20 protein-coding genes, 1 tRNA gene and 1 pseudogene are annotated in these 19,451 nt (G+C 65.4%); 13 read left to right on the top strand and 9 right to left on the bottom strand.

The window, feature by feature from the left end; translation table 11 throughout:
* The first annotated feature begins 19 nt into the window (after window positions 1-19).
* The 3 genes from HTZ84_RS04130 to HTZ84_RS04120 all read left to right on the top strand — a co-directional run bounded on the left by HTZ84_RS04130 (window position 20) and on the right by HTZ84_RS04120 (window position 1,553).
* A complete protein-coding gene (locus HTZ84_RS04130; protein WP_174679516.1) occupies window positions 20-364 on the top strand; it encodes a glutaredoxin family protein in 345 nt (114 codons plus the stop codon).
* A 120-nt stretch (window positions 365-484) separates the two neighbouring features.
* Window positions 485-1,066: a DUF7110 family protein gene (locus HTZ84_RS04125; RefSeq protein ID WP_008894793.1), complete on the top strand. Its 582-nt coding sequence runs from the start codon at window positions 485-487 to the stop codon at window positions 1,064-1,066.
* A 181-nt stretch (window positions 1,067-1,247) separates the two neighbouring features.
* Entirely contained in the window at window positions 1,248-1,553 is a 306-nt protein-coding gene (locus tag HTZ84_RS04120; RefSeq protein ID WP_174679515.1) for a zinc ribbon domain-containing protein, read from the top strand.
* Between the two features lie 23 nt (window positions 1,554-1,576).
* Here the strand turns inward: HTZ84_RS04120 and HTZ84_RS04115 are convergent, their stop codons facing one another.
* On the bottom strand, window positions 1,577-2,374 hold the full coding sequence (locus tag HTZ84_RS04115; protein WP_174679514.1) for a hypothetical protein: 798 nt from the start codon (window positions 2,372-2,374) through the stop codon (window positions 1,577-1,579).
* A gap of 131 nt (window positions 2,375-2,505) precedes the next feature.
* Here HTZ84_RS04115 and HTZ84_RS04110 point away from each other — a divergent pair, with 131 nt between their 5' ends.
* The 3 genes from HTZ84_RS04110 to HTZ84_RS04100 all read left to right on the top strand — a co-directional run bounded on the left by HTZ84_RS04110 (window position 2,506) and on the right by HTZ84_RS04100 (window position 6,734).
* Complete coding sequence (locus HTZ84_RS04110; protein ID WP_174679513.1) at window positions 2,506-4,014, top strand: hypothetical protein; 1,509 nt, start codon at window positions 2,506-2,508, stop codon at window positions 4,012-4,014.
* A gap of 68 nt (window positions 4,015-4,082) precedes the next feature.
* Window positions 4,083-5,420, top strand: coding sequence for a hydroxymethylglutaryl-CoA synthase (hmgB, locus tag HTZ84_RS04105; protein WP_174679512.1), 1,338 nt, complete (start codon window positions 4,083-4,085; stop codon window positions 5,418-5,420).
* Between the two features lie 147 nt (window positions 5,421-5,567).
* A complete protein-coding gene (locus HTZ84_RS04100) occupies window positions 5,568-6,734 on the top strand; it encodes an AI-2E family transporter (protein WP_174679511.1) in 1,167 nt (388 codons plus the stop codon).
* An 8-nt stretch (window positions 6,735-6,742) separates the two neighbouring features.
* On the opposite strand, the gene HTZ84_RS04095 is transcribed toward HTZ84_RS04100, so the two are convergent.
* Window positions 6,743-7,513, bottom strand: coding sequence for a DUF2270 domain-containing protein (locus HTZ84_RS04095; protein WP_174679510.1), 771 nt, complete (start codon window positions 7,511-7,513; stop codon window positions 6,743-6,745).
* Window positions 7,514-7,730: 217 nt separating this feature from the next.
* On the opposite strand from HTZ84_RS04095, the gene gcvPA reads away from it, so the two are divergent.
* Both gcvPA and gcvPB read left to right on the top strand, forming a co-directional pair.
* On the top strand, window positions 7,731-9,068 hold the full coding sequence (gene gcvPA / locus HTZ84_RS04090) for an aminomethyl-transferring glycine dehydrogenase subunit GcvPA (protein WP_174679509.1): 1,338 nt from the start codon (window positions 7,731-7,733) through the stop codon (window positions 9,066-9,068).
* Window positions 9,065-10,573, top strand: coding sequence for an aminomethyl-transferring glycine dehydrogenase subunit GcvPB (gcvPB, locus tag HTZ84_RS04085; RefSeq protein ID WP_174679508.1), 1,509 nt, complete (start codon window positions 9,065-9,067; stop codon window positions 10,571-10,573). The genes gcvPA and gcvPB overlap by 4 nt, the downstream gene beginning before the upstream one ends.
* 141 nt (window positions 10,574-10,714) lie before the next feature.
* Here gcvPB and HTZ84_RS04080 read toward each other — a convergent pair whose 3' ends face one another.
* Window positions 10,715-10,888 carry a DUF7838 family putative zinc beta-ribbon protein gene (locus HTZ84_RS04080; protein WP_164721982.1) on the bottom strand — a complete coding sequence of 58 codons (174 nt, stop codon included), beginning with the start codon at window positions 10,886-10,888 and terminating at the stop codon, window positions 10,715-10,717.
* 150 nt (window positions 10,889-11,038) lie between these two features.
* Between HTZ84_RS04080 and HTZ84_RS04075 the strand changes: the two genes are divergently transcribed.
* The gene (locus tag HTZ84_RS04075) at window positions 11,039-11,572 is read left to right on the top strand and encodes a cob(I)yrinic acid a,c-diamide adenosyltransferase (protein WP_174679507.1); all 534 of its coding nucleotides are present in this window, start codon (window positions 11,039-11,041) and stop codon (window positions 11,570-11,572) included.
* Between the two features lie 2 nt (window positions 11,573-11,574).
* Here HTZ84_RS04075 and HTZ84_RS04070 read toward each other — a convergent pair whose 3' ends face one another.
* A complete protein-coding gene (locus HTZ84_RS04070; RefSeq protein ID WP_174679506.1) occupies window positions 11,575-13,362 on the bottom strand; it encodes an adenine deaminase C-terminal domain-containing protein in 1,788 nt (595 codons plus the stop codon).
* 128 nt (window positions 13,363-13,490) lie between these two features.
* On the opposite strand from HTZ84_RS04070, the gene HTZ84_RS04065 reads away from it, so the two are divergent.
* Window positions 13,491-13,766 (top strand): DUF7553 family protein, encoded by a 276-nt coding sequence (locus tag HTZ84_RS04065; protein WP_174679505.1) that lies wholly within the window; start codon window positions 13,491-13,493, stop codon window positions 13,764-13,766.
* A gap of 40 nt (window positions 13,767-13,806) precedes the next feature.
* Window positions 13,807-13,881: transfer RNA gene (locus HTZ84_RS04060), tRNA-Val, on the top strand.
* A 460-nt stretch (window positions 13,882-14,341) separates the two neighbouring features.
* On the opposite strand, the gene HTZ84_RS04055 is transcribed toward HTZ84_RS04060, so the two are convergent.
* Window positions 14,342-15,616: a hypothetical protein gene (locus tag HTZ84_RS04055; protein ID WP_174679504.1), complete on the bottom strand. Its 1,275-nt coding sequence runs from the start codon at window positions 15,614-15,616 to the stop codon at window positions 14,342-14,344.
* A gap of 290 nt (window positions 15,617-15,906) precedes the next feature.
* Here HTZ84_RS04055 and HTZ84_RS04050 point away from each other — a divergent pair, with 290 nt between their 5' ends.
* The gene (locus HTZ84_RS04050) at window positions 15,907-16,047 is read left to right on the top strand and encodes a hypothetical protein (protein ID WP_174679503.1); all 141 of its coding nucleotides are present in this window, start codon (window positions 15,907-15,909) and stop codon (window positions 16,045-16,047) included.
* Between the two features lie 42 nt (window positions 16,048-16,089).
* Window positions 16,090-16,569: pseudogene (locus HTZ84_RS04045) on the top strand (MaoC family dehydratase); the annotation flags it as partial.
* Between the two features lie 93 nt (window positions 16,570-16,662).
* On the opposite strand, the gene HTZ84_RS04040 reads toward HTZ84_RS04045, so the two are convergent.
* The 4 genes from HTZ84_RS04040 to HTZ84_RS04025 form a co-directional block, all read right to left on the bottom strand.
* The gene (locus tag HTZ84_RS04040; RefSeq protein WP_174679501.1) at window positions 16,663-17,070 is read right to left on the bottom strand and encodes a hypothetical protein; all 408 of its coding nucleotides are present in this window, start codon (window positions 17,068-17,070) and stop codon (window positions 16,663-16,665) included.
* A 70-nt stretch (window positions 17,071-17,140) separates the two neighbouring features.
* Entirely contained in the window at window positions 17,141-17,815 is a 675-nt protein-coding gene (locus tag HTZ84_RS04035; protein ID WP_174682526.1) for a peptide-methionine (S)-S-oxide reductase MsrA, read from the bottom strand.
* A gap of 94 nt (window positions 17,816-17,909) precedes the next feature.
* On the bottom strand, window positions 17,910-18,053 hold the full coding sequence (locus HTZ84_RS04030) for a hypothetical protein (RefSeq protein ID WP_174679500.1): 144 nt from the start codon (window positions 18,051-18,053) through the stop codon (window positions 17,910-17,912).
* Window positions 18,054-18,394: 341 nt separating this feature from the next.
* A complete protein-coding gene (locus tag HTZ84_RS04025; protein WP_174679499.1) occupies window positions 18,395-19,330 on the bottom strand; it encodes a D-2-hydroxyacid dehydrogenase in 936 nt (311 codons plus the stop codon).
* Window positions 19,331-19,451: the final 121 nt, after the last annotated feature.

Raw genomic sequence — 19,451 nt, 5'->3', positions numbered from 1 at the left:
TCGTTGCCATACGACTGATATGGAATTCCCACCGAACCAGGGTCTCGATCAGGACGAGGTCGACGAGCAAGTCGAGGACGCCATCGCGAACAACGAGGTCGTCCTCTTCATGAAGGGGACCGAGCTGATGCCTCAGTGTGGTTACTCCCGGAAGGCGCTCGGTCTCATCGACCAGCACCGCGACGAGTTCGAGACCGTCGACGTCCTGGACTCCCTCGCCGAGTTCCGGGCCGCCCTCGAGGACCACAGCGGCTGGGAAACGATCCCGCAGACGTTCGTCGACGGCGAGTTCGTCGGCGGCTCGGACGTCCTCGAGGAACTCGAGGAACGCGGCGAGCTGGCCGAGACGCTCGACGCCGAATAATCACTCCGAATCGCGCCGATGAATTAATCCGAACGCATCGGCCACGTATCCAATAGCAGGTCATATAAGTCACGCGCTCGTACTAGGAACCCAGCGACTGTCGCCGCAGATCATCCCACCATGTCAACAGAGGAATCCAGACACGTTTATCGGCTGCATTCGACGCTCGAACTACCCCTCGAAGACCTTCGGGAACACATCGAGGAGGCAGAGTACCCGGACGGTATCACCGACGTGGAGATAACGCGGCGCAACAACACGCTCATTCTCAAGGCCGTCGCCGAGGACGAATCGGTCAGCAAGTACACGCCGACCGCCCAGCTCAAGGCCAGCGTCACGGAGAACCGGGTCTACGAGGAGGACCCCGACGAGCGGCGCAACGCCTTCCGCTGGGACGAGGAGGAAGAGGAGGAAATCGAATCCGAACTCGTCGAGTTCGCGGCGTTCAAGGGCGACCGCGAGACCGTCCTCCAGAACTCGCTGTTGCAGTACCAGATGTTCCTGGTCCTCTGTGGCATCGCCGAAGCCGCCGAGAAGGGGACGCTGACGGCGATCTCGGAGCGCGACGGCGAACTCGAGGCGACCCGCATCGTCGAGGGCGAGCCCCGACCGGCCAACATCGAGGTCGTCGAAGGACCGCGGGACCACAACTCGGGCGAGGGCGGCGTCAACTGGCGGGACAACAAGTTCATCTCGGACTGATCGCGCCCGACCTCGCGTGCGTTCGTCGCCTCGCGTGCGTTTTCGTCGATTCGATAGCGACTGCGTTCTCGACCGTTCGCTTTGATTTCGACCCCGGCGAGCGAACGCAATCGGCCGGTTCGCGGGCTGACACGACCGGGCGAGCGGTAGGTGTTTTGCCGCCGGCGCAGTACCACTCTCCATGGCAGAACTTAGCACGCTCGAGCTCGTCGGCCGGCTGGCCGTCGCCGCGTTCGTCATGATCGCGCCCACGCTGTTCTTTCTCGGACTGGTGCGGGGTCTCGAGAAGCTTCGCGACGACGCCTTCATCGATCGGTGGCTGCACGAACAGGGCCACGAGGTCGAGGACGACGTGCTGACCGTGCTCGCGAGCGGGATCGGTATCGAGTCGGAGACCGCCTCGAGCCGTCGGTGTCCGGCCTGTGGGAACCCGAACGCCTCGTCGGCGCGGTACTGTCACCAGTGCCTCGCCAGACTCCCCTCCTGAGGACCGAGTCGTCGCCGTAACGGTCACGTACTCCCGACAGTCGCAGAGTCGTCACCGTCCCGCGGGCGCTCGACCGGAGCCCGAGCGAGCGGCCGTTCGACGGACGCGGGATCGGTCCGGTGGACGCACGCCTCGAGGTCGCGGTCGAACGTCGAGTCGGCGTCGACGGCGAGGGTGACGGTGTCGCCGTCGACCGTCGTGACGGTGAGCAGCGTCTCGCGGCGGCCGTCGATACCCAGCCCGGCGAGTTCCGCGCGGTGGATAGCGGCGTAGCCGGCCAGTCCGAGCCCGGCGAGCGTCACGAGCCCGTAGAGCGGCAGCGAGACGCCGGCCGCGAGGGGAACGACGGCGACGACGGCGCCCAGCGCGAGGATGCCGGTCCCAACGGCGAGTTGCTCGGTCGCGCGACCGATGCCCGGTCGCGTTCGCAGGGAGTGGACGGCCGCGACGAGAGCGACGGTCGCGGCGGCGAGCGCGGTCGTGGCGACCCCCTGAACCGCACTGATACCGGTCGTAGCGACGATCCCGACGACGAGAACGGCGAGGGCGACGAGCCCGCCCAGGAGGCGCAGGGATCGGTTCGGCCCGTCCTCGGATCGGTACTCGACGCGCGTTTGCTCCCGGCGCCGAATCGAGCAGATCCAGTCGTACCTGACGTCGACGAACTCGCCGCTCGCCGAGACGCAGAGGAGTCGACGGTCGGTCGCGCCGATCGTCGCTCGACCGCGAACGGCGTCCCCGAGGAGCCGTCCCGACGCGAGCGCCCGCACCGATTCGTCTTCGACCAGATGGCTCCGGAACCGCTCTTCGACACGTCGCATGCGCGGTGACGTACCCCGACGCGCCACATAGTAAGCCACAGCTTTCAGTCGGACGGCCGCCGACGGACCGTCGCCGCGGGAGGCGACCCGACGGCCAGTACACGTTTACGCTATCGGGCGCATTCACGGCTATGGTCTTTCGGGGCGAGGAGCGCGCGGTCACCGTCCAGATCGGGGCCGTGTTGTTGCTCGCGATCGTCTTCGCCGCGCTGGCGCTCTACCAGCTCAACGCGGTCCCCGCGGAGAACGAACGGGTGGAGTTTACCCACAACCAGGCGGTCCACGACGAGTTACAGGAGCTCCGGAACGCGATCCGGAACGTCGGCACCGAGGGCGGAACGCGGTCGACGGCCGTCACGCTCGGCACCCGATTTCCGTCCCGAACGGTCGCGGCGAACCCGCCCGCGCCGACGGGCCGACTCGAGACGACGGGCACGGAAACCATCAGCATCGACGCCCGATTCGCCGGGGAAGAATCGGCGTACGAGGGCAATCCCCACAACCTGACCGGCAACCACTCCACGACGACCCTCGCCTACACGCCCGCGTACAGGGAGTACGACTCGGCGCCGACGACGCGGATCGAACACGGCTTCGCGTTCAACGAGTTCGACGACGCGCGGGTCTCGCTGACCGATCAGCCGCTGCTCTCCGACGGGACGATCAGGCTCGTCGCGCTCGAGGGCGCGCTCTCGCGGTCGGGCGGCGGCGCAGTGACGGTCGATCCGACCGCGCTCAGCGGCCCGTCCGATCCGGTTCCGATCGAAGGCGAGGGCGACGGGAACGTCACGATCACGGTTCCGACCGCCGCACCGACCGCGTGGAACGACACGATCGGAACGACGTTCGACGACGGTCAGTCGGACGCGCGGGTGACCGCCTACGACGCGACCGACGAGGGGCGCGGCGCGCTCGCGATCGAGCTGGCCGCCGGCGAGTACGAGCTGCAGGTCGCTCGAGTCGGGATCGGGGACGGCGGCGACTCGAGCGGGGAGTACGACGTGACCGCGCGTGACGATGGTGACGGCGAACGCAGCGGCGGCGCCTACACCGTTCACTGGACCGACAATCACGATAGCGCGCGACCGTGTGACGACGGTGAGAGCTGTGATTACCGCGTGTATTCGGGGGAGACCGCAACGTTCGCCGCCAACGCGGAGGCCGAATCAGCGACGCTCGATTTCGCGTATCAACCGTCCGGTCCGACCGTTTCCGAATTCGACGAGAGCGATCGGACGGTCGATTTCGAAGCGGAAGGGTCGGGGGACGTCGACCTCTTCGTCTCGAGCGGGGGGAGCAGCGATACGATCACCGTACGCGTCGAACACGACGAGATTCCCCCCTCGATCGAGGAGTTCGAAGCGAGTAGCGAGAACCACAATAATCACGCGCGGTTCACCGTCACGTGGCGGGCGTCGGCCGGTGACGCGCCGATCACGCGGGGCACCCTCGAGTTACTCGACGACACGGGAGCCGTGGTCGACACGTGGGAGAAGGCGTATCCGAATCGAGACCGCGTCGTCGAAGACGGAATCGAACTCGAGGAGAAGAACGGGTCCGGAAACGAGTACGAAATTCGACTTACCGTTACAGACGGCAACGGAAACAGCCGTACCGAGTCGATCGCGCGAATCGGATAACACCGCTCTCGACGGCTGTCGATCTTTCCATCGACAGTAACATATGTCGTCTCTACGAATGCGACGGTATGACTGCAGTCGGTATCGACGCCATCGAAATCTGGACCGGGAACCTCAAACTCGACTTACCCGGCACGTTCGCTCCCGAGAAGGGCGAAGACCCCGAGAAGTACACGAAAGGGCTCGGGCTGAACGCCAGTTCCTTCCCCGACAGTTACGAGGACATCGTCACGATGGGCGCCAACGCCGCCCACCGACTGATGGAGCGCAAAGGGCTCGAGCCCGACGATATCGGGCGGATCGACGTCGCGACCGAGAGCGCCTTCGACAACTCCAAACCCGTTTCGACGTACGTCGCCGGCTGCCTCGAGCAGGTCTTCGACGGCGACTTCCACCACGCCAACAAGGGCGAGCGGAAGTTCGCCTGCATCGCGGGCACCCAGAGTCTGGACGACGCGTACAACTGGATTCGCGCGGGTCGCAACCGCGGCCGCTCTGCGCTGGTCATCGCGACCGACACGGCGCTGTACGCTCGCGGTGACGCCGGCGAGGCGACCCAGGGCGCCGGCGCCGTCGCGATGCTGATCAGCGAGGATCCCAACCTGGTCGAACTCTCGGCCGAACAGGGGTACGGCTCGGCCGACGAGACCGACTTCCTCAAGCCCAACCAGCAGTTCCCCTCCGTCGACGGCAAACGCTCCGTGCAGGTGTATCTCGCCCGGATGCGCGAGGCCTTGGAGGACTACGAGAGCGTCGCGGGCGACGTCCACTCCGAGGACTTCGCCTACGCGCCGTTCCACACGCCGTTCCCGGGCATGGTCCGGAAGGCGGCCCTGCTGGCCTACCGCCACGTCATCCGCGATACGAGCCTCGAGGACGATCTGGCCGACGAGATCGGTCGCCAGCCCCGTCCCGAAGCGTTCGATACCGACGACGACTACCGCGACGCGCTCCGGGAGTACATGGACCTGCTCAAGGAGACGGACGCGTATCAGGAGTGGTACGCGGAGACGATCGATCCGACGCTGTCGATCTCCCGCGAGGTCGGCAACTGGTACACCGGCTCCGTCCACGTCGCCCGCGCCAGCGCGCTCAAACACGCCCTCGAGAACGGTCGCGACATGACCGGCGAAGCGTTGTTGGTCGGTTCCTACGGCAGCGGCGCCCAGGCGGAGATCCACTCCGAAGTCGTCCGAGAGGGCTGGGAGGACGAGATCGAGGCGCTGAACGTCGACGCGCAACTCGAGGACCGGTACGACATGAGCTGGGACGACTACGAGGAGGTCCACGACGTCCACAACCACGACATGGACGTCGACGTCGAGGAGTTCACGGCCCCCGAGTCGGAGTTCGTTTTCGATGGCTGGGGCCGCATGGGTGAACGGAAGTACCGGTACGTCGAGTAGGCGGTTCGAAGCGGTTTTTTAGCGGCAAGCGAGACGCGAAGCGTCTCGCGGCTCTCGCAAACGCAACGCGTTTGCAAGATAGATTTTTGCGAGCGAGCGGGCGCTCCCTTCAGTGGACTAATCTGTCGGGACGTTGCAGTCGGGGATATGCCAGAGCGTCCAGAGCCGCCGGCGTGGGTCGTCGAGCAGCCCGTTCTCACCGCGCTCGCGCTGATCGCCGTCGTTCTCGGACTCCTCATCGTCCTGCCGTACCTGCAGTACGTCCTCTTCGGCGTCGTCCTCGCGTACATCCTCCTGCCGCTCCAGCGGCGACTCGAGCGGTACGTCCGGCCGATGATCGCCGCGTTCGTCTCCGTCATCACCGCCGTGATCGTCATCCTGCTGCCGCTGGTGTACATCATAAGCGTCGCGCTCCGGCAGACGGGCCAGCTCGTGGACGCCGTCCGGAACGGCGACGTCGATATCGAGCTGATCGAGCGGGAAATCGCGGAGCGGGGGTACGAGGTCAACCTGACCGGGCTCTACGAAACGTACCAGGACGCGATATCCTCCGGCGCGCAGGGGATCGCGACGGGCGCGCTCGACATCGTCGGCGGGCTGCCGGGGCTCATGATCGGGCTGACGATCACCCTGTTCGTCTGCTTTGCGCTGTTGCGGGACGGGGAGCAACTCATGGAGTGGCTGTACCGCGTCGTCCCGATCGACGACGAGATCCAGCGGGAGCTGTTCGCGGAACTGGATCAGCTCATGCAGGCGTCGGTGATCAGCAACGTCCTCGTCGCGGCCATTCAGGCGGTGTTACTCGGCGCGGGGCTCGCGGTGCTCGGCATCCCCGCCGTCGTCTTGCTCACTGTGCTCACGTTCGTGCTCACCCTCCTGCCGCTGGTCGGCGCCTTCGGCGTCTGGCTCCCCGTCGCGATCTACCTCGTCGCGGTCGGCCGGCCCGTCGCCGCCGGCGGACTGGTCGTCTACGGACTGCTCGTCACCTTCTCCGACACCTACCTCCGGCCGGCGCTCATCGGGCGCACGAGCGCCTTCAACTCGGCGATCATCGTGGTCGGCATCTTCGGCGGGCTCATCACCTTCGGCGCGGTCGGGCTGTTCATCGGCCCCGTCGTCCTCGGCGGCGCGAAGATCACGCTGGACGTCTTCGCTCGAGAGCGCGCCGAGCGCGACGGATCGGCACCGGCGCTCGCGGACGACGAGGCGGCCGACGATCGCACCAGCGACGGCGACGAACCGGCCGAAACTGATGATTCCGGCTCGTCCGAGGTCGACGTTGCGTCGAACGAACCCACCGACGACGGCGAGTGATCGAGCGGTCAGTCGTTCTTCCAGTCGCCCGGCTCCGAGCCGTGAATCTCGCCCTTCGCCCGTCGCTCGGTGGGCCAGAACGCCAGCGCGAAAATACAGCCGTGGAAGACGGCCAACGCGACCGCCACCCAGATCCCCGGCAGCCCCGGCAGCTCGGCCGCCTCCGTCCACCGTTGTTCGGGCGTAAACAGCGTCACCTTGAACACCCACGCGACGCCGAGCACCGTGAAGAGGAGCCCGTACACCCGACGGATCCGACGGGAGAGCCCCTCGAGGAAGGAGACCTTGAACGTCGGATGTCGCAGATCGGCGCTCAGTTCCTCGCGCCACTCGGGGTGTTCCGTGCCGACCGGGTCGAGCGCGTTCGCGAACACGTTCTCCTGGACGAACCGGACGCGGGCCCGCCAGTGGTCGTAGAACCGGTAGCGTCGGACCTCGTAGAAGAGGAAGATCGAGAGGACGAAGAGGCCGACCAAGAGGAGAAACGCCGGCATCCGCCGGCTCGAGAAGACGAGCGACAGCAGGGCGGCGATGAGGGCGATCGCCCAGTCGGTGGTGCGGTCGATCCGGTCCTGGGCGCCGTTGGCCTGGCTGACCTCGCCGCGGTAGAAGTGCGGGAGCACGCCGAGAAAGGCCTCCTGATCGGTCGCGATCTTCGCTCCGATCTCGCGGTCGTCGTCCTCGAGCGGGGAGTCTCGCGGAGCGGTCGCGTCGGGATCGTCGGGGTCGACGTCGAACGGCGGCGTCCGGTCGTCGTCTCGGTCGTCTGGACTGGCCATGGGACTGGCCGACACCGCCGGCGAGGAAAGCCCTCGGCGGCGCGTTTGCAGGCTCCGCGGGAACGCGGGGGACCGAGGCGGTCGGTCGCCGCCGCGATCGAAGGGGTGCGTTCATTACCCCGTGACCGCTAGAACCGCGTATCATGTCTCGGATCGGAACCCGCGAACGCTGCGGGAGGGGACGGACGAGTTCGGATCGACGGGACGACGATTAGCCATGCACGGATCAGACGCCACGGGGAGCCCCTACGCACCCCACACGGACGACGAACGGGCGCGGATGCTCGAGGCGGTCGGCGCCGGATCGGTCGACGACCTCTTCGACATTCCCGACGCCGTCGAGTTCGACGGGGAGTTCGGAATCGACGCGCGATCGGAACGGGAGACGAGGCGACTCGTCCGAACGATACTGGGACGCAACGACGACCTGACGGAGCTGCTCGGGCGGGGCCACTACGGCTACTACGTGCCGTCGCTGGTCGACCACCTCGCGGACCGCTCCGAGTTTCTGACCTCCTACACGCAGTACCAGCCCGAAATCTCGCAGGGGTTCTTGCAGGCCCTGTTCGAGTACCAGTCGCTGCTGGTCGAGCTGACCGGCCTCGAGGTGGCCAACTGCTCGATGTACGACGCCGCGACGGCGCTGGGCGAGGCCGCCACGCTGGCCGAGCGCGTCCGCGATACCAGCGGCCACCGCGTGCTCGTCCCCGACCTCCTGCTCGAGGGGCGGCGCTCGACGCTCGAGAACTACGTCGCCGGCACCGATCTGGCGGTCGACACGTACCCCACCGACGACGCCAACGTCGACCTCGCGGCCCTCGAGGAACTGATCGACGAGGAGTGCGTCATGGTCTACGCCGAGAACCCGACCGTTCGAGGGACGATCGAGGAAGGGCTCGAGTCGATCGGCGAGCTGGCGGCCGAACGCGACGCCCTGTTCGCGCTCGGTACGGACCCCGTCGCGCTCTCCTTGTTACAGCGGCCGGCGGACGTCGGCGCCGACGTCGTCGTCGGCGACGCGAGCGTGCTCGGACTGCCGACGAGCTACGGGATGGGACTGGGACTGTTCGCCACGACCGAAGACTACCTCCGGCAGGTCCCCGGTCGGCTGGTCGGCGCCAGCGAGGACGCGACCGACCGGCGGGCGTTCACGCTCACCCTGCAGACCCGCGAACAGCACATCCGTCGCGAACGGGCGACGAGCAACATCTGCACCAACCAGGCCTGGGTCGCGCTCCGAACCGCGATGCACGCCGCGTACCTGGGGCCGAGCGGCATGGTCGACCTCGCCGAGCGGGGCGTCACCCGCGCCGAGGATCTCGCCGAGCGCCTCGACGACCTCGTCGGCGCCACAGCGCCGGTCCACGACCGCCACCACCTGCGGGAGTTCGTCATCCGCGTCGACCAGCCCGCGCCGGCGATCGCGGACGACCTCGAGAAACGCGGCTTCGCGGTTCACGTCGTCGGCGACCACGAACTGCAGGTCTGCGTCGCCGGCGTCCCCGACGAGCGGATCGATCCGTTCGTCGCGGCGTTCCGGGAGGTGATTCGATGAGCGACCGAGACGAGAGCCGCGACGATCCGCGAGCCGAACAGACCCGCTACGATCAGGCCCGCTACGTCGAGAACGGCCAGTACGAACCCCTGCTCTCGGAGAAGGACCAGACTCGCGTCGAGATCGGCGGGAACGGCGGGGACGGCGGCTCGCCCCTGCCCGACGATCTGACCCGGGACTCCCTCGAGTTGCCCGAACTCTCCGAGCCCGAACTGGCGCGCCACTACACGCGCCTCTCCCAGATGATCTACGGGATCGACAGCGGTCCCTACCCGCTGGGCTCGTGTACGATGAAGTACAACCCCAAGTTCACCGAGGACGTGGCGGCGCTCCCCTCGGCGGCCGTCCACCCCGATCGCTCCGAGCGGTCGGTCCAGGGAACCCTCGAGCTCATGTACCGGCTCCAGGACTACCTGGGTCGGATCGGCGGGATGGACGCGGTGACGCTCCAGCCCCCCGCCGGCGCGGCCGGCGAGTTCGTCGGCATCCGCGTCGCCGCGGCCTACCACGAGCACGAGGGCGAGGGCCACCGCGACGAGGTCATCGTCCCCGAGAGCGCCCACGGGACCAACTTCGCGAGCGCGGCGCTGGGCGGCTACGACGTCGTCTCGCTGCCCAGCGACGAGGGCGGCCGGGTCGACCTCGAGGCGCTCGAGGCGGCCCTCTCCGAGAACACCGCGGCGCTGATGCTGACCAACCCGAACACGCTCGGCCTCTTCGAGCGCGACATCGAGGAGATCGCCGAGATGGTCCACGACGTGGGCGGCCTGCTCTACTACGACGGGGCGAATTTGAACGCCCTGCTCGGTCGGGCCCGCCCGGGAGACATGGGCTTCGACGTGATGCACTACAACGTCCACAAGACGTTCGCGACGCCCCACGGGGGCGGCGGTCCGGGCGCGGGCCCGGTCGGCGTCGTCGACGAACTGGCGCCGTTCCTGCCGGCGCCTCGCGTGCGAGAGAACGGCGCGAGCAAGAGCGAACCGGGCTACGAACTGTTCGACCCCGAACACACCATCGGCAAGGTCCACGGCTACCAGGGCAACTGGCTCGTCCTCGTCAAGGCCTTCGCCTACATCGCGCGGCTGGGCGACGAGGGGCTCGCCGACGCCAGCGCGAAAGCGGTGCTGAACGCGAACTACCTCGCGAGCCGGATCGAGTACGAGGTTCCCTACGAGCCGTTCCACCACGAGTTCGTCGCCAGCGCGGGCGAGCAGGACGCCGCCGACGTCGCGAAACGGATGCTCGACTACGGCGTCCACCCGCCGACGACCAAGTGGCCCGAGATCGTCCCCGAGGCGCTGATGACCGAACCGACGGAGGTCGAGGGGAAGGACACGCTGGACCGGCTCGCCGCGGCCTTCAACGCCGTCGCGGACGAGGACGACGAGACGCTCGAGGCGGCGCCGGAACGGACCACCGCGCGCCGGATCGATCAGACCAGCGCGGCGCGGTCGCCGCGGCTCTCGTGGCAGGCCCTCGAGTCCGAAGGCGACGACGAGTGAGCGCCGCGGTGCGTTTCGCTCGTTGTTGCGTCGTGGGCCGGTGAGTTCGAGGCGGTCGACTTCGAGGGCGGAGGCTACCCGCTCGAGTGAACGACGGTCGAAAAAGAAACTCGGCGATCGGAATTCGCGTCGAAGGGGCCGTTACGCGCTCGAGTCGACGGCGGTGCCGTTGTCGCCGATCTTCACGAAGCCGTAGTCGCACTCCGGGCAGTGCCACTTGACCTTTTCGCCGAGGTGCAGCGTCGTGCTCGCCGCGCGGTAGAAGGTCCGTTCGGTGCCGCAGTTCGGGCACTCGTGATCGAGTTCCATGGCCATGCGCGGCGATTGGGCCCCGCAAGTGTAAAACGTACTGGTTGCGCCACGGCGGGCAGGCGAACTCGTCCGGTCCGTCTGCGCCGAAGCGTCCGCTTGAGCGCTCGAGCGGCGCCGGCAGGGATTAAGTGCGTCTCGTCCGTGCACACGGACATGTCGATCTACACAGGCCGCGGCGACGACGGGCAGACGGATCTCCGGGACATGAGCCGCGTCTCGAAGGCCAGTCCGCGCATCGAAGCCTACGGCACCGTCGACGAACTCAACGCCCTCGTCGGGACGATCCGCCCGACCGGCCACGACGACGTCGACGAGCGGCTCCGGGAGATCCAGAACCACCTCCACGTCGTCCAGGCCGACTTCGCGAACCCCGATCCCGACGAGGACGACCCCGCGATCCGCGCCGACCACGTCGAGACCGTCGAGGACTGGATCGACGAGTACGACGAGGAACTCGAGCCCCTGCGGTCGTTCATCCTGCCGACCGGCAGCGAGCGCGGCGCGCAACTTCACCACGCCAGAACCGTCTGCCGGCGCGCCGAGCGCCGGGCGGTCGCGCTGGCCGCGGAGGAGGAGATCAACGAACAGGCCGTCCAGTACTTGAACCGGCTCTCGGACGGCCTGTTCACCTTCGGTCGCGTCGTCAACGCCCGCGACGGCGAGCCGGAAGAGTCGCCCCAGTACTGATTCTACGACTCCGGATCGGCCGTCGGCTCGAGGCCGACTCGCGACCGCCCGAGGACGTCGGCGTAGCCCGACGCGGTGAGCTTCAGCGTGGGCACGCCGACGAAGGTCAGCGTCTGGACGGTCAGCAGCGGATCCGCGACGTCGACGCCGCTCTCGCGGAGCGTCGCCTCGAGCGCCTCGACGCCGGCCGCGACGTCCTCGACCGCCGCGTCGGCCGCCGTCGCTCCGACCGGCATCGGGAGGTCCGCGACGATCGCTCCGTCTCGAGCGACGGCGAATCCGCCGCCCAGCTCCGCGACGCGCTCGGCGGCGGCGACGGCGTCGTCGGCGTCCGCGGCGACGGTCGCCAGCCCGGGCGTCTCCCAGACCGCGCTCGTCGCGACGGCGCCCCGCTCGAGGCCGTAGCCGACGAGAAAGCCGGTGAAGGCGCGGTCGTCGGTCGCCGGATCGCGGTCGATCAGCGTCGCCGTGAGGACGTCGGCGTCCGGATCGGGACCGAGTCGGGCGTCGGTCGCCGCGGCCCCGTCGCCGCGTTCGCCGGCCTCGAGCACGGCGGGTTCGGCGGTCGTCTCGGTCGTGACGAGTCCGCGGCCGACCTCCATCGCGCGGACGACGCCGTCCGGCGCGGCCTCGAGCGGCGCGGTGAAGCGATCCGCGTCGCAGTCAACCGAAACGGTGTCGGTAACCGAGTCGGGATAGGGGTCGGTCCGCGGTTCGACGGCTGGTGTCCCGTCGACCACGACGACCGCGCCGTCGGCGACCACGGTCTGGACGGTCATCGACTCGAGGTCGTCGACGACGAGCAGGTCCGCGAACGCGCCGGGCGCGACGACACCCCGGCCCTCGAGGCCGAAGTGTTCGGCGGGGTTGCGCGTCGCGGCGTCGATCGCGTCCCGCTCGGGGACGCCGGCCTCGATCGCGCGCCGGACCACGTCGGCCATCCCGACCCCGTCGACGAGGTCGGCCGGCCAGACGCCGTCGGTCGACAGCGAGACGCTGCCGCGATCGACGTCGGGGACGGCCGCGGCGAGCGCGTCGATATCGTCGCGGTTCGAGCCGCAGCGGCCGACGACGTGGATCCCGTGTTCGGCCCGCTCGCGGATCCCGTCGGCTTCGATCGCCTCGTGGTCGTTGTCCACGACGGTCGCGAACGCGCGGAGCGACTCGCCCCGACAGCCCGCCCCGTGGCCCACGATCGTCGCGTCCGCGTCGCGAGCGCGGTCGTAGAGCCGTTCGACCGGCGACTCGCGGCCGACGACGTGGATCCAGTCGATCTCCCCGACGCCGACCACGCGCTCGCGCTCGAGCAGGTCGACGAACGCCTCGAGGTCCGCGTCGTCGCCCCGCGCGGGTTCGAAGGTGTCGACGAACCACTGGGGCGGCAGGGTGAGGTAGGCCGTCACCGGCAGGTCGGCGGTCCGCTCGAGGGTGAACTCGACGCCGCGGCTGCCGAAGAGCAGACCGAGTCCGGAGGTCTCGGTGACGATCGACGTGGTGCCGCCGGCGAGCATCGCCGGCGCGGCGCGCTCGGGCGTCACCTGGATGTCCGCGTGGGTGTGGGCGTCGATCAATCCCGGGAGGACGACCCGGTCGGACGCGTCGACGACCGTCGTGTCGGGACCGGTGACGGACTCGGAATCCGGCAGTAGCGCGGCGATTCGGTCGCCGACGACGGCGACGTCTCGCTCGAGAAACTCCCGCCGGTTCGAGACGTACACCCGCCCGTTCGCGACGACCAGATCCGCGGTCGCCCCCTCGCGTTCGAGGGCGACCGGCTGTAACTCGTTCATGCAGTGCTACTGGTCAGCTAGGGCCGTATGCTAACCGATCGCGGCAGAGGACTCGAGCGGCCCGTGCGGGTTCTGTCCCCTGCGAAAGGACTATATCAACTGCCGGCCTCTCTGCGGTAGCGATTCGCATGAACAAGCACTTCGACGACAGCCGGTACTACCTCGCTCGCGCGGCCGAACACGCCAAACTCGGACTCACCGAAACGCTCGCACCGTACGCGACGCGGCTTCGCGCGGCCGTCGGCCGAGACGAACCGGAGCCGGACCCGTCCCGCCTCGAGGCGGTCCGCGACGAACTGCTCGCCCTCGAGCGACGAGCCGAGGGACAGGCCCGCGACGCGGTCGGCAGCGCTCGAGCGACGCTCTCGAGGCCCGGAGCGGACGAGTCCGCCGACGGACGGTGAAAGGAAGTCTTAAGTTGGACCCGCCGATACAACCCTCTGCGGGTTGGTGATCTAGTCCGGTTATGATACCTCCTTCACACGGAGGAAGTCGGCAGTTCAAATCTGCCCCAACCCATTTTTGACAACACAATACGACGAGCGAAGCGAGGAGTCCGTGTCGTCAAAAATTGTCATGGCAGTTTGAACTAGACGAGACGCGCACAGCGAAGCGAGCACGTCACGTCGTAGTTCAAATCTGCTCCACCCACTCGTCGCCTTGCTCCTCGTGAACCCACAGACAGCGTAGGGACGTTTATAGGTAGAACCAGTATCGGCGAACTGGAATTCATCAAGTCCCTTGTCGGGGGTCGTTGCCGTTGTGTGATTATGCTCACGAAGCCTGGAATGAGAGTTCTATCGGAAATCTATTACCAGCGAGAAAAGCGAGAAAATGATATAGTAGGTTTTGCTTTCATCTATTCACTCACAAAAACCACCGAATACAGGTAAACAAACTAATGAAATAGGCAGCCATCTATCCGAATTCTGTTAAAACGTGCTAGATAGGATATTTTATTCATGAAATTGTAATATCATTATTCAACATCAATTAGATTAAGTAAGGTATCCTCCGGTGTGTTTTCTAACCAGATCAAGAATCGGTTGTCGACTACGTCTAAACGTCTATCGTTTGAATTGTAGTCAAGGATAATCGGTTCTATGTTACCTTCAATCTGCAAGTCCACAACTCTCTCTAAGGATTGTGTGAGATTACCCTGATTTAGGTCGTCAGTTTTAGGGTGTTTCTCCTCTATATCCGACATGATTTGATGTATTCCTAAGCCTGTTTCAAGAATATTCGTGTCTGTGGTCACAACCGAATATAATATCCATTTATACAATTCATAGTCTGTTTTCCTAAACCCATCTGCAAATTTCCGTAAAAACGCTCTATATTTCGCACCCTGCTCAGCAACAACTTCATCAATCACTTCTTCAGCATTGATATCTTCCGCGATAGTTGTCTTACTCGCTTGTTTTTCTTCTACTCCACTTCTCTGGCAGGCCTTCAAACATGCTTCCTGAACTATAAAAACGCTATCATAACAATTATTAATCAAGTAATTTTTGAATTTATGATCTAAATTTATATTCAGTCGATTCTCTCCTTTTCTAATTACTTCTCTCAACTCATCTGGACTCCAGTCGTCTGCATCAACGGAAACTACTCTACCAGCTAAGTCACCACTATGTACTATTAGACGGTTTTCTTCTAACCAGACACCAACGATTACAAATGTAACTTCTGTCCTATCATATAATGCTTTTAGAGTACTTGCGAACTTTCTTTGCACCTCAATTGGGAGATAATGAAAGTCTTCAATAGTAATATATCCGTCCAGTCTAATATCCTCTAAAGCCCTAATTATATCATTAACATCAGTTGGATCAATCTCAAGGGTTTCGTAGACCTGCTTATCCGTAGTACCGGCCTTGGCTTCCCCTGATCCCCCCGCTTCTCCAAAACCAGGTATCTTAGCAGTCGCTTTGGCCCGGATTTTTGTATGTTCAGAGGTCGTCTGCTCCCTAAGTACTTCTGTTTCAAACCCAATACCCTTCAAGATCGACTTCTGGAGTTCCTCAAACCCTCTATTATATTGGCAACTGATTACGGCATGTTCTTTTTCCTCAATACAGTGATTTCGCAAACACGTTTTTCCTTGTTTGCTCCCACCATGTATAACGACAAACCGATCACGTTCCAGATTATGGAGAAGCTCTTCATCCACATCCTCCCGTTCAACATAGTTGACAGGCACACTCCGTTGTGTACCGAAAACCTCGTGAGCTTTTAAATTATCCGAGAACATGATCCATTATCATGATTGGGGTCTATTATATCTTCTCCTACAGCAATATCGAGCTTCTTGATGGCTTCAGCTCGACAATTCCTTCTACCCTAATCATTGGTTCCTTACGAACTGCTCACCCGACAGACACACAATCGCCAGATGGACCGGGTGCGACGGAATCAATAACTGACGTATTTCAGTGAGGGGGTCCCGTTCGACGCTACCTAACCACCGATCTATCAGGCCGATGGACCGTCCGTTCCCAATCAGGACGAACGCTTAAGACCGGCCTCGTGGGATGTTATAGTATGGCATACCGGCTCCGGTGTGACAGTTGCGATCTCGAGCGCGAGTGTACCGACTGGCCAGACGCCAACCGCGACGCCAGGGACCACGAGGCCGAGCATCCCGACCACTGGGTGACGATTCACGAGCTACAGCGGGCCTGACGCCGTCGCTCGGCACCTGGCGGCGATTCCGCTTTCCATAGGCTCTTGTTCCCACACCACACTGACAGCAGTATGCAGTACTACGAGGATATCGAGGTCGGCGAGACGCAGGAGTTCGGTGAGTACACCGTTACGAAGGAGGAAATCCTCGAGTTCGCCGAGCGGTACGATCCGCAGCCGTTTCACACCGACGAGGAGGCGGCCGCGGAGTCCGCGTTCGGCGAACTCGTCGCATCGGGGTGGCACACCGCGTCGATCTGCATGCGGCTGCTCGTCGACGGCTCGATTCGAGACCAGGCCAGCATGGGCGCTCGCGGCGTGGACGAACTCCGCTGGAACCGGCCCGTCAGGCCCGGCGATACGCTGTCGGTTCGGACGGAGGTCGTCGACAAGCGCGTCTCCGAGAGCGATCCCGAGCGCGGCTACGTCGACAGCCGCCTCGAGGGCATCAACCAGCACGACGAGGTCGTCATCTCCTGGATCGGACTCGGAATGGTCGAGCGCCGAACCCCCGACGCATAGCCGGCCCGCGAAGCACGGTCACAGCAGTATTCCGGAGTCGGGAACCGATACAGCGCTAGTGAAGGGACCGCGCCATCGACCACCGACGGTACCTCATTCAGTCGGGCCCGCCTCGAGGTGGGCGCCGAGAATCGCCGTCTGAACCGTCCGCAGGTCGGCGTCCCGAATGGTGGCGGCGGCCCGGAACCGCTCGCGAACGTCGGCGACGCGAGTCGGATCGGCCGCGAGGTGGACGAGATCGAACGCGTCGGGAGCGGTCCGTTCGGCGGCCGCGAAATCCGCCCGGTCGTAGAGGTCGGCGAAGGAGTCCAGCACGTCCGCGACGAGGTCGTCGGTCGCGTCGGCGCCCGGATCGCCGACGGGGACCGAATCCGCGGTCTCCTCGAAGTAGGCCTCGACGTCGAGGACGCCCGCTTCGTCGTAGAGATGCTCCTCGAGCGCGTCGGTCACTGGCGCCGAGAGGTAGACCCCGAACACCTTGTATCGGTCGTCACCGGTCATAGCGGGTCGTTCGGCCCCGAGATACAAATAAGGACGATTACCGATCGACTCGACCGAGCTGGAGCGTCGATCAGAACCGCCGTCGGAGCTCCGTCCGCACCGTCGGCGGGAGATCGAGCGCCGCCAGCAGTTCGTCTCGCTGGGCTGGGTCGCCGTGTCCGGCGGCGAACCCGTTCAGCCGGGCGACGACCGTCGAGTCGACGAACGCGTCGCCGTACAGCGCCTCGAGTTCGTCGCCGATGACCGGCGTCGAGCGGAGTTCGTACTTCTGGTGGTACTCCTCGGCCCGGGTGAACCCCTCGAGGCGTTCGGCATCGGTCGCGGCCGACCGTCCGGCCCGATCCTCGAGCGCGGTCCGCCGGTCGAGGGCGGTCTCGTACTGGTCGTCGTCGTGTGCGAGGACGACGCTCCGGTACTGACGTTTCGGCGCCGTCGACGCCCAGTCGTGGCACGACCAGTAGGTCTCGAGCAGGTCCTCGTACGACAGTTCGTCCGGATCGTACTCGACCTGGACGACTTCGGTGTGGTCGCCGAGCGCGTAGTAGCTGGGCTCCGGCGTCGTGCCGCCGGCGTAGCCGACGCGCGTTCGGACGACGCCCTCGTGGGCGCCGAGCCGCGCGTCGGGGCCCCAGAAACAGCCCGCGCCGAACGTCGCCGTCTCCGTCTCGCTCGGCGGCACCGTTCCGGCGGAGCGCTCGAGGGACCGGATCGTCGACGCCGTCCGGCTCGCGTTCGAATCGGCCATACTCGGATCGAGGGGCTCGAGACGGATGCGTTCGTCGCTGGACCCGTCGCTGTGCACCCGTGTGCCTCGACTCTCTACCCGCCTTCGGCCCCGCTCAGAACTCGTAGTGAGCGATTTCCGTCGAGCCACAGGTCGAACACGCCTCGGGCTCGTGATCGAATTTCTCGCCGCAGTTCCGGCACTCGTAGAGCTCTCCCTCGTCGCCGACGAACTGCTTGAGTTTCGTAACGACCCCCATCCCATCCGCTCATTCGGAAGAGATGACTATTAATCAACGGGCCAGCATTGTTCTGGAGGCGTCACGTCCGATAACAGTCACGAGCGTCAATATCTCGCGGGAGTCCCAGCGGTCGTGCGTCTCGCCGGAACGACCGGCGGCACTCGCGCGGATTCTCGAGGCGATGGTGTCGAGTTCGAATAGCTCTTCTGCTGCCGAGAGACGCGGCCCGGACGGGTGCGTTACGGGACGAAAAATCACGTCTGATGAAAGCAAACCGATCCGATACTTGTATCGTACGAGTGTGCCGCGAGTCATCGCAAACGGCACCGCATGGATGCCCGGGTCGGGAAAAAAGGCGTTCAGACGACGCGATTCTCGAGGGGCTCGCCCGCCTGAAATCGGTCGAAGTTTCGCAGGAAGACGTCGGCGCACCGCTCCCAGTAGTGGGGGGTCGAGCCCGCCATGTGGGGCGTCACGAGCACGTCGTCGCGGTCCCACAGCGGCGAGGACTCGGGAAGGGGCTCCTCCTCGAAGACGTCGAGCGCGGCGCCGCCGAGGTCGCCCGCCTCGAGCGCGTCGACGAGCGCCGACTGCTCGACGACCTCGCCGCGGGCGACGTTGACGAGCACCGCGTCGTCTGGAAGCGCCGCCAGCGCGTCGGCGTCGATCAGTCCGCGGGTCTCGTCGGTCAGCGGACAGGCGAGGACGAGGTAGTCGCTGTCCTCGAGGACGGACTCGAGGTCGTCCGGTCCGTAGACGGCGTCCAGCGCCGCGGGCGCGTCGGAGGGATCGCGTTTCGTCCCGACGACGCGAGCGTCGAAGGCGGTGCAGTAGTCGGCGACCTGCGAGCCGATCGCGCCGACGCCGACGATACCGATCGTTCGATCGCCGAGTTCGCGGCCGCCGTGGCGCTCCCACTCGCGCCGGCGCTGTTTGGCGATCGCCCGATCGAATCGCCGTTCGAAGTGGAGCAGATACCCCAGTACCTGCTGGCCGATCGGTTGCGCGTGGATGCCCGAGACCGACGTCAGGGCGACGTCCCGTGCGGCGAGGGCGTCGTAATCGTACTCGTCGGTGCCCGCGCTGAGCGCCTGCACCCAGCGCAGGTTCTCGGCCGCGTCCAGCACGTCCTCGGGGAGCCGGCTGGTCACGAGGACTTCGGCGTCCGTCACCGCCTCGAGTAACTCGTCGTCGTCGGCGTGCTCGAGGTCGATCCCGGGCCGACGGTCGCGAATCTCGGCGACCAGATCCGAACCGCTCCCGCCGACCACGTGCGGCGGGACGACGACGGTCATCGGCTGGAGCCTCCGTACTCGGTCTCGCGTCGGTTGCACACGACGACTCTCGGTCGGCGACGGTGTGGGCGTGTTCGCATGTTCGTGTCGGTCGTTGCGCCGAGGACGACAAAATAGTACG

Origin of the sequence: Haloterrigena gelatinilytica (assembly GCF_013342145.1) — an archaeon.
Lineage (GTDB): Archaea > Halobacteriota > Halobacteria > Halobacteriales > Natrialbaceae > Haloterrigena > Haloterrigena gelatinilytica.
This window is presented reverse-complemented; position numbering and strand designations above follow the sequence as displayed.

Bases quoted from the DNA above. Each gene is read 5' to 3' on its own strand.
- HTZ84_RS04055 (WP_174679504.1), bottom strand. From the start codon at position 15,616: ATGTTCTCGGATAATTTAAAAGCTCACGAGGTTTTCGGTACACAACGG.
- HTZ84_RS04080 (WP_164721982.1), bottom strand. From the start codon at position 10,888: ATGGCCATGGAACTCGATCACGAGTGCCCGAACTGCGGCACCGAACGG.
- HTZ84_RS04065 (WP_174679505.1), top strand. From the start codon at position 13,491: ATGAACAAGCACTTCGACGACAGCCGGTACTACCTCGCTCGCGCGGCC.
- gcvPB (WP_174679508.1), top strand. From the start codon at position 9,065: ATGAGCGACCGAGACGAGAGCCGCGACGATCCGCGAGCCGAACAGACC.
- HTZ84_RS04095 (WP_174679510.1), bottom strand. From the start codon at position 7,513: ATGGCCAGTCCAGACGACCGAGACGACGACCGGACGCCGCCGTTCGAC.
- HTZ84_RS04115 (WP_174679514.1), bottom strand. From the start codon at position 2,374: ATGCGACGTGTCGAAGAGCGGTTCCGGAGCCATCTGGTCGAAGACGAA.
- HTZ84_RS04040 (WP_174679501.1), bottom strand. From the start codon at position 17,070: ATGACCGGTGACGACCGATACAAGGTGTTCGGGGTCTACCTCTCGGCG.
- HTZ84_RS04110 (WP_174679513.1), top strand. From the start codon at position 2,506: ATGGTCTTTCGGGGCGAGGAGCGCGCGGTCACCGTCCAGATCGGGGCC.
- HTZ84_RS04125 (WP_008894793.1), top strand. From the start codon at position 485: ATGTCAACAGAGGAATCCAGACACGTTTATCGGCTGCATTCGACGCTC.
- HTZ84_RS04130 (WP_174679516.1), top strand. From the start codon at position 20: ATGGAATTCCCACCGAACCAGGGTCTCGATCAGGACGAGGTCGACGAG.
- HTZ84_RS04070 (WP_174679506.1), bottom strand. From the start codon at position 13,362: ATGAACGAGTTACAGCCGGTCGCCCTCGAACGCGAGGGGGCGACCGCG.
- HTZ84_RS04120 (WP_174679515.1), top strand. From the start codon at position 1,248: ATGGCAGAACTTAGCACGCTCGAGCTCGTCGGCCGGCTGGCCGTCGCC.
- HTZ84_RS04100 (WP_174679511.1), top strand. From the start codon at position 5,568: ATGCCAGAGCGTCCAGAGCCGCCGGCGTGGGTCGTCGAGCAGCCCGTT.
- gcvPA (WP_174679509.1), top strand. From the start codon at position 7,731: ATGCACGGATCAGACGCCACGGGGAGCCCCTACGCACCCCACACGGAC.
- hmgB (WP_174679512.1), top strand. From the start codon at position 4,083: ATGACTGCAGTCGGTATCGACGCCATCGAAATCTGGACCGGGAACCTC.
- HTZ84_RS04075 (WP_174679507.1), top strand. From the start codon at position 11,039: ATGTCGATCTACACAGGCCGCGGCGACGACGGGCAGACGGATCTCCGG.
- HTZ84_RS04035 (WP_174682526.1), bottom strand. From the start codon at position 17,815: ATGGCCGATTCGAACGCGAGCCGGACGGCGTCGACGATCCGGTCCCTC.
- HTZ84_RS04050 (WP_174679503.1), top strand. From the start codon at position 15,907: ATGGCATACCGGCTCCGGTGTGACAGTTGCGATCTCGAGCGCGAGTGT.
- HTZ84_RS04025 (WP_174679499.1), bottom strand. From the start codon at position 19,330: ATGACCGTCGTCGTCCCGCCGCACGTGGTCGGCGGGAGCGGTTCGGAT.
- HTZ84_RS04030 (WP_174679500.1), bottom strand. From the start codon at position 18,053: ATGGGGGTCGTTACGAAACTCAAGCAGTTCGTCGGCGACGAGGGAGAG.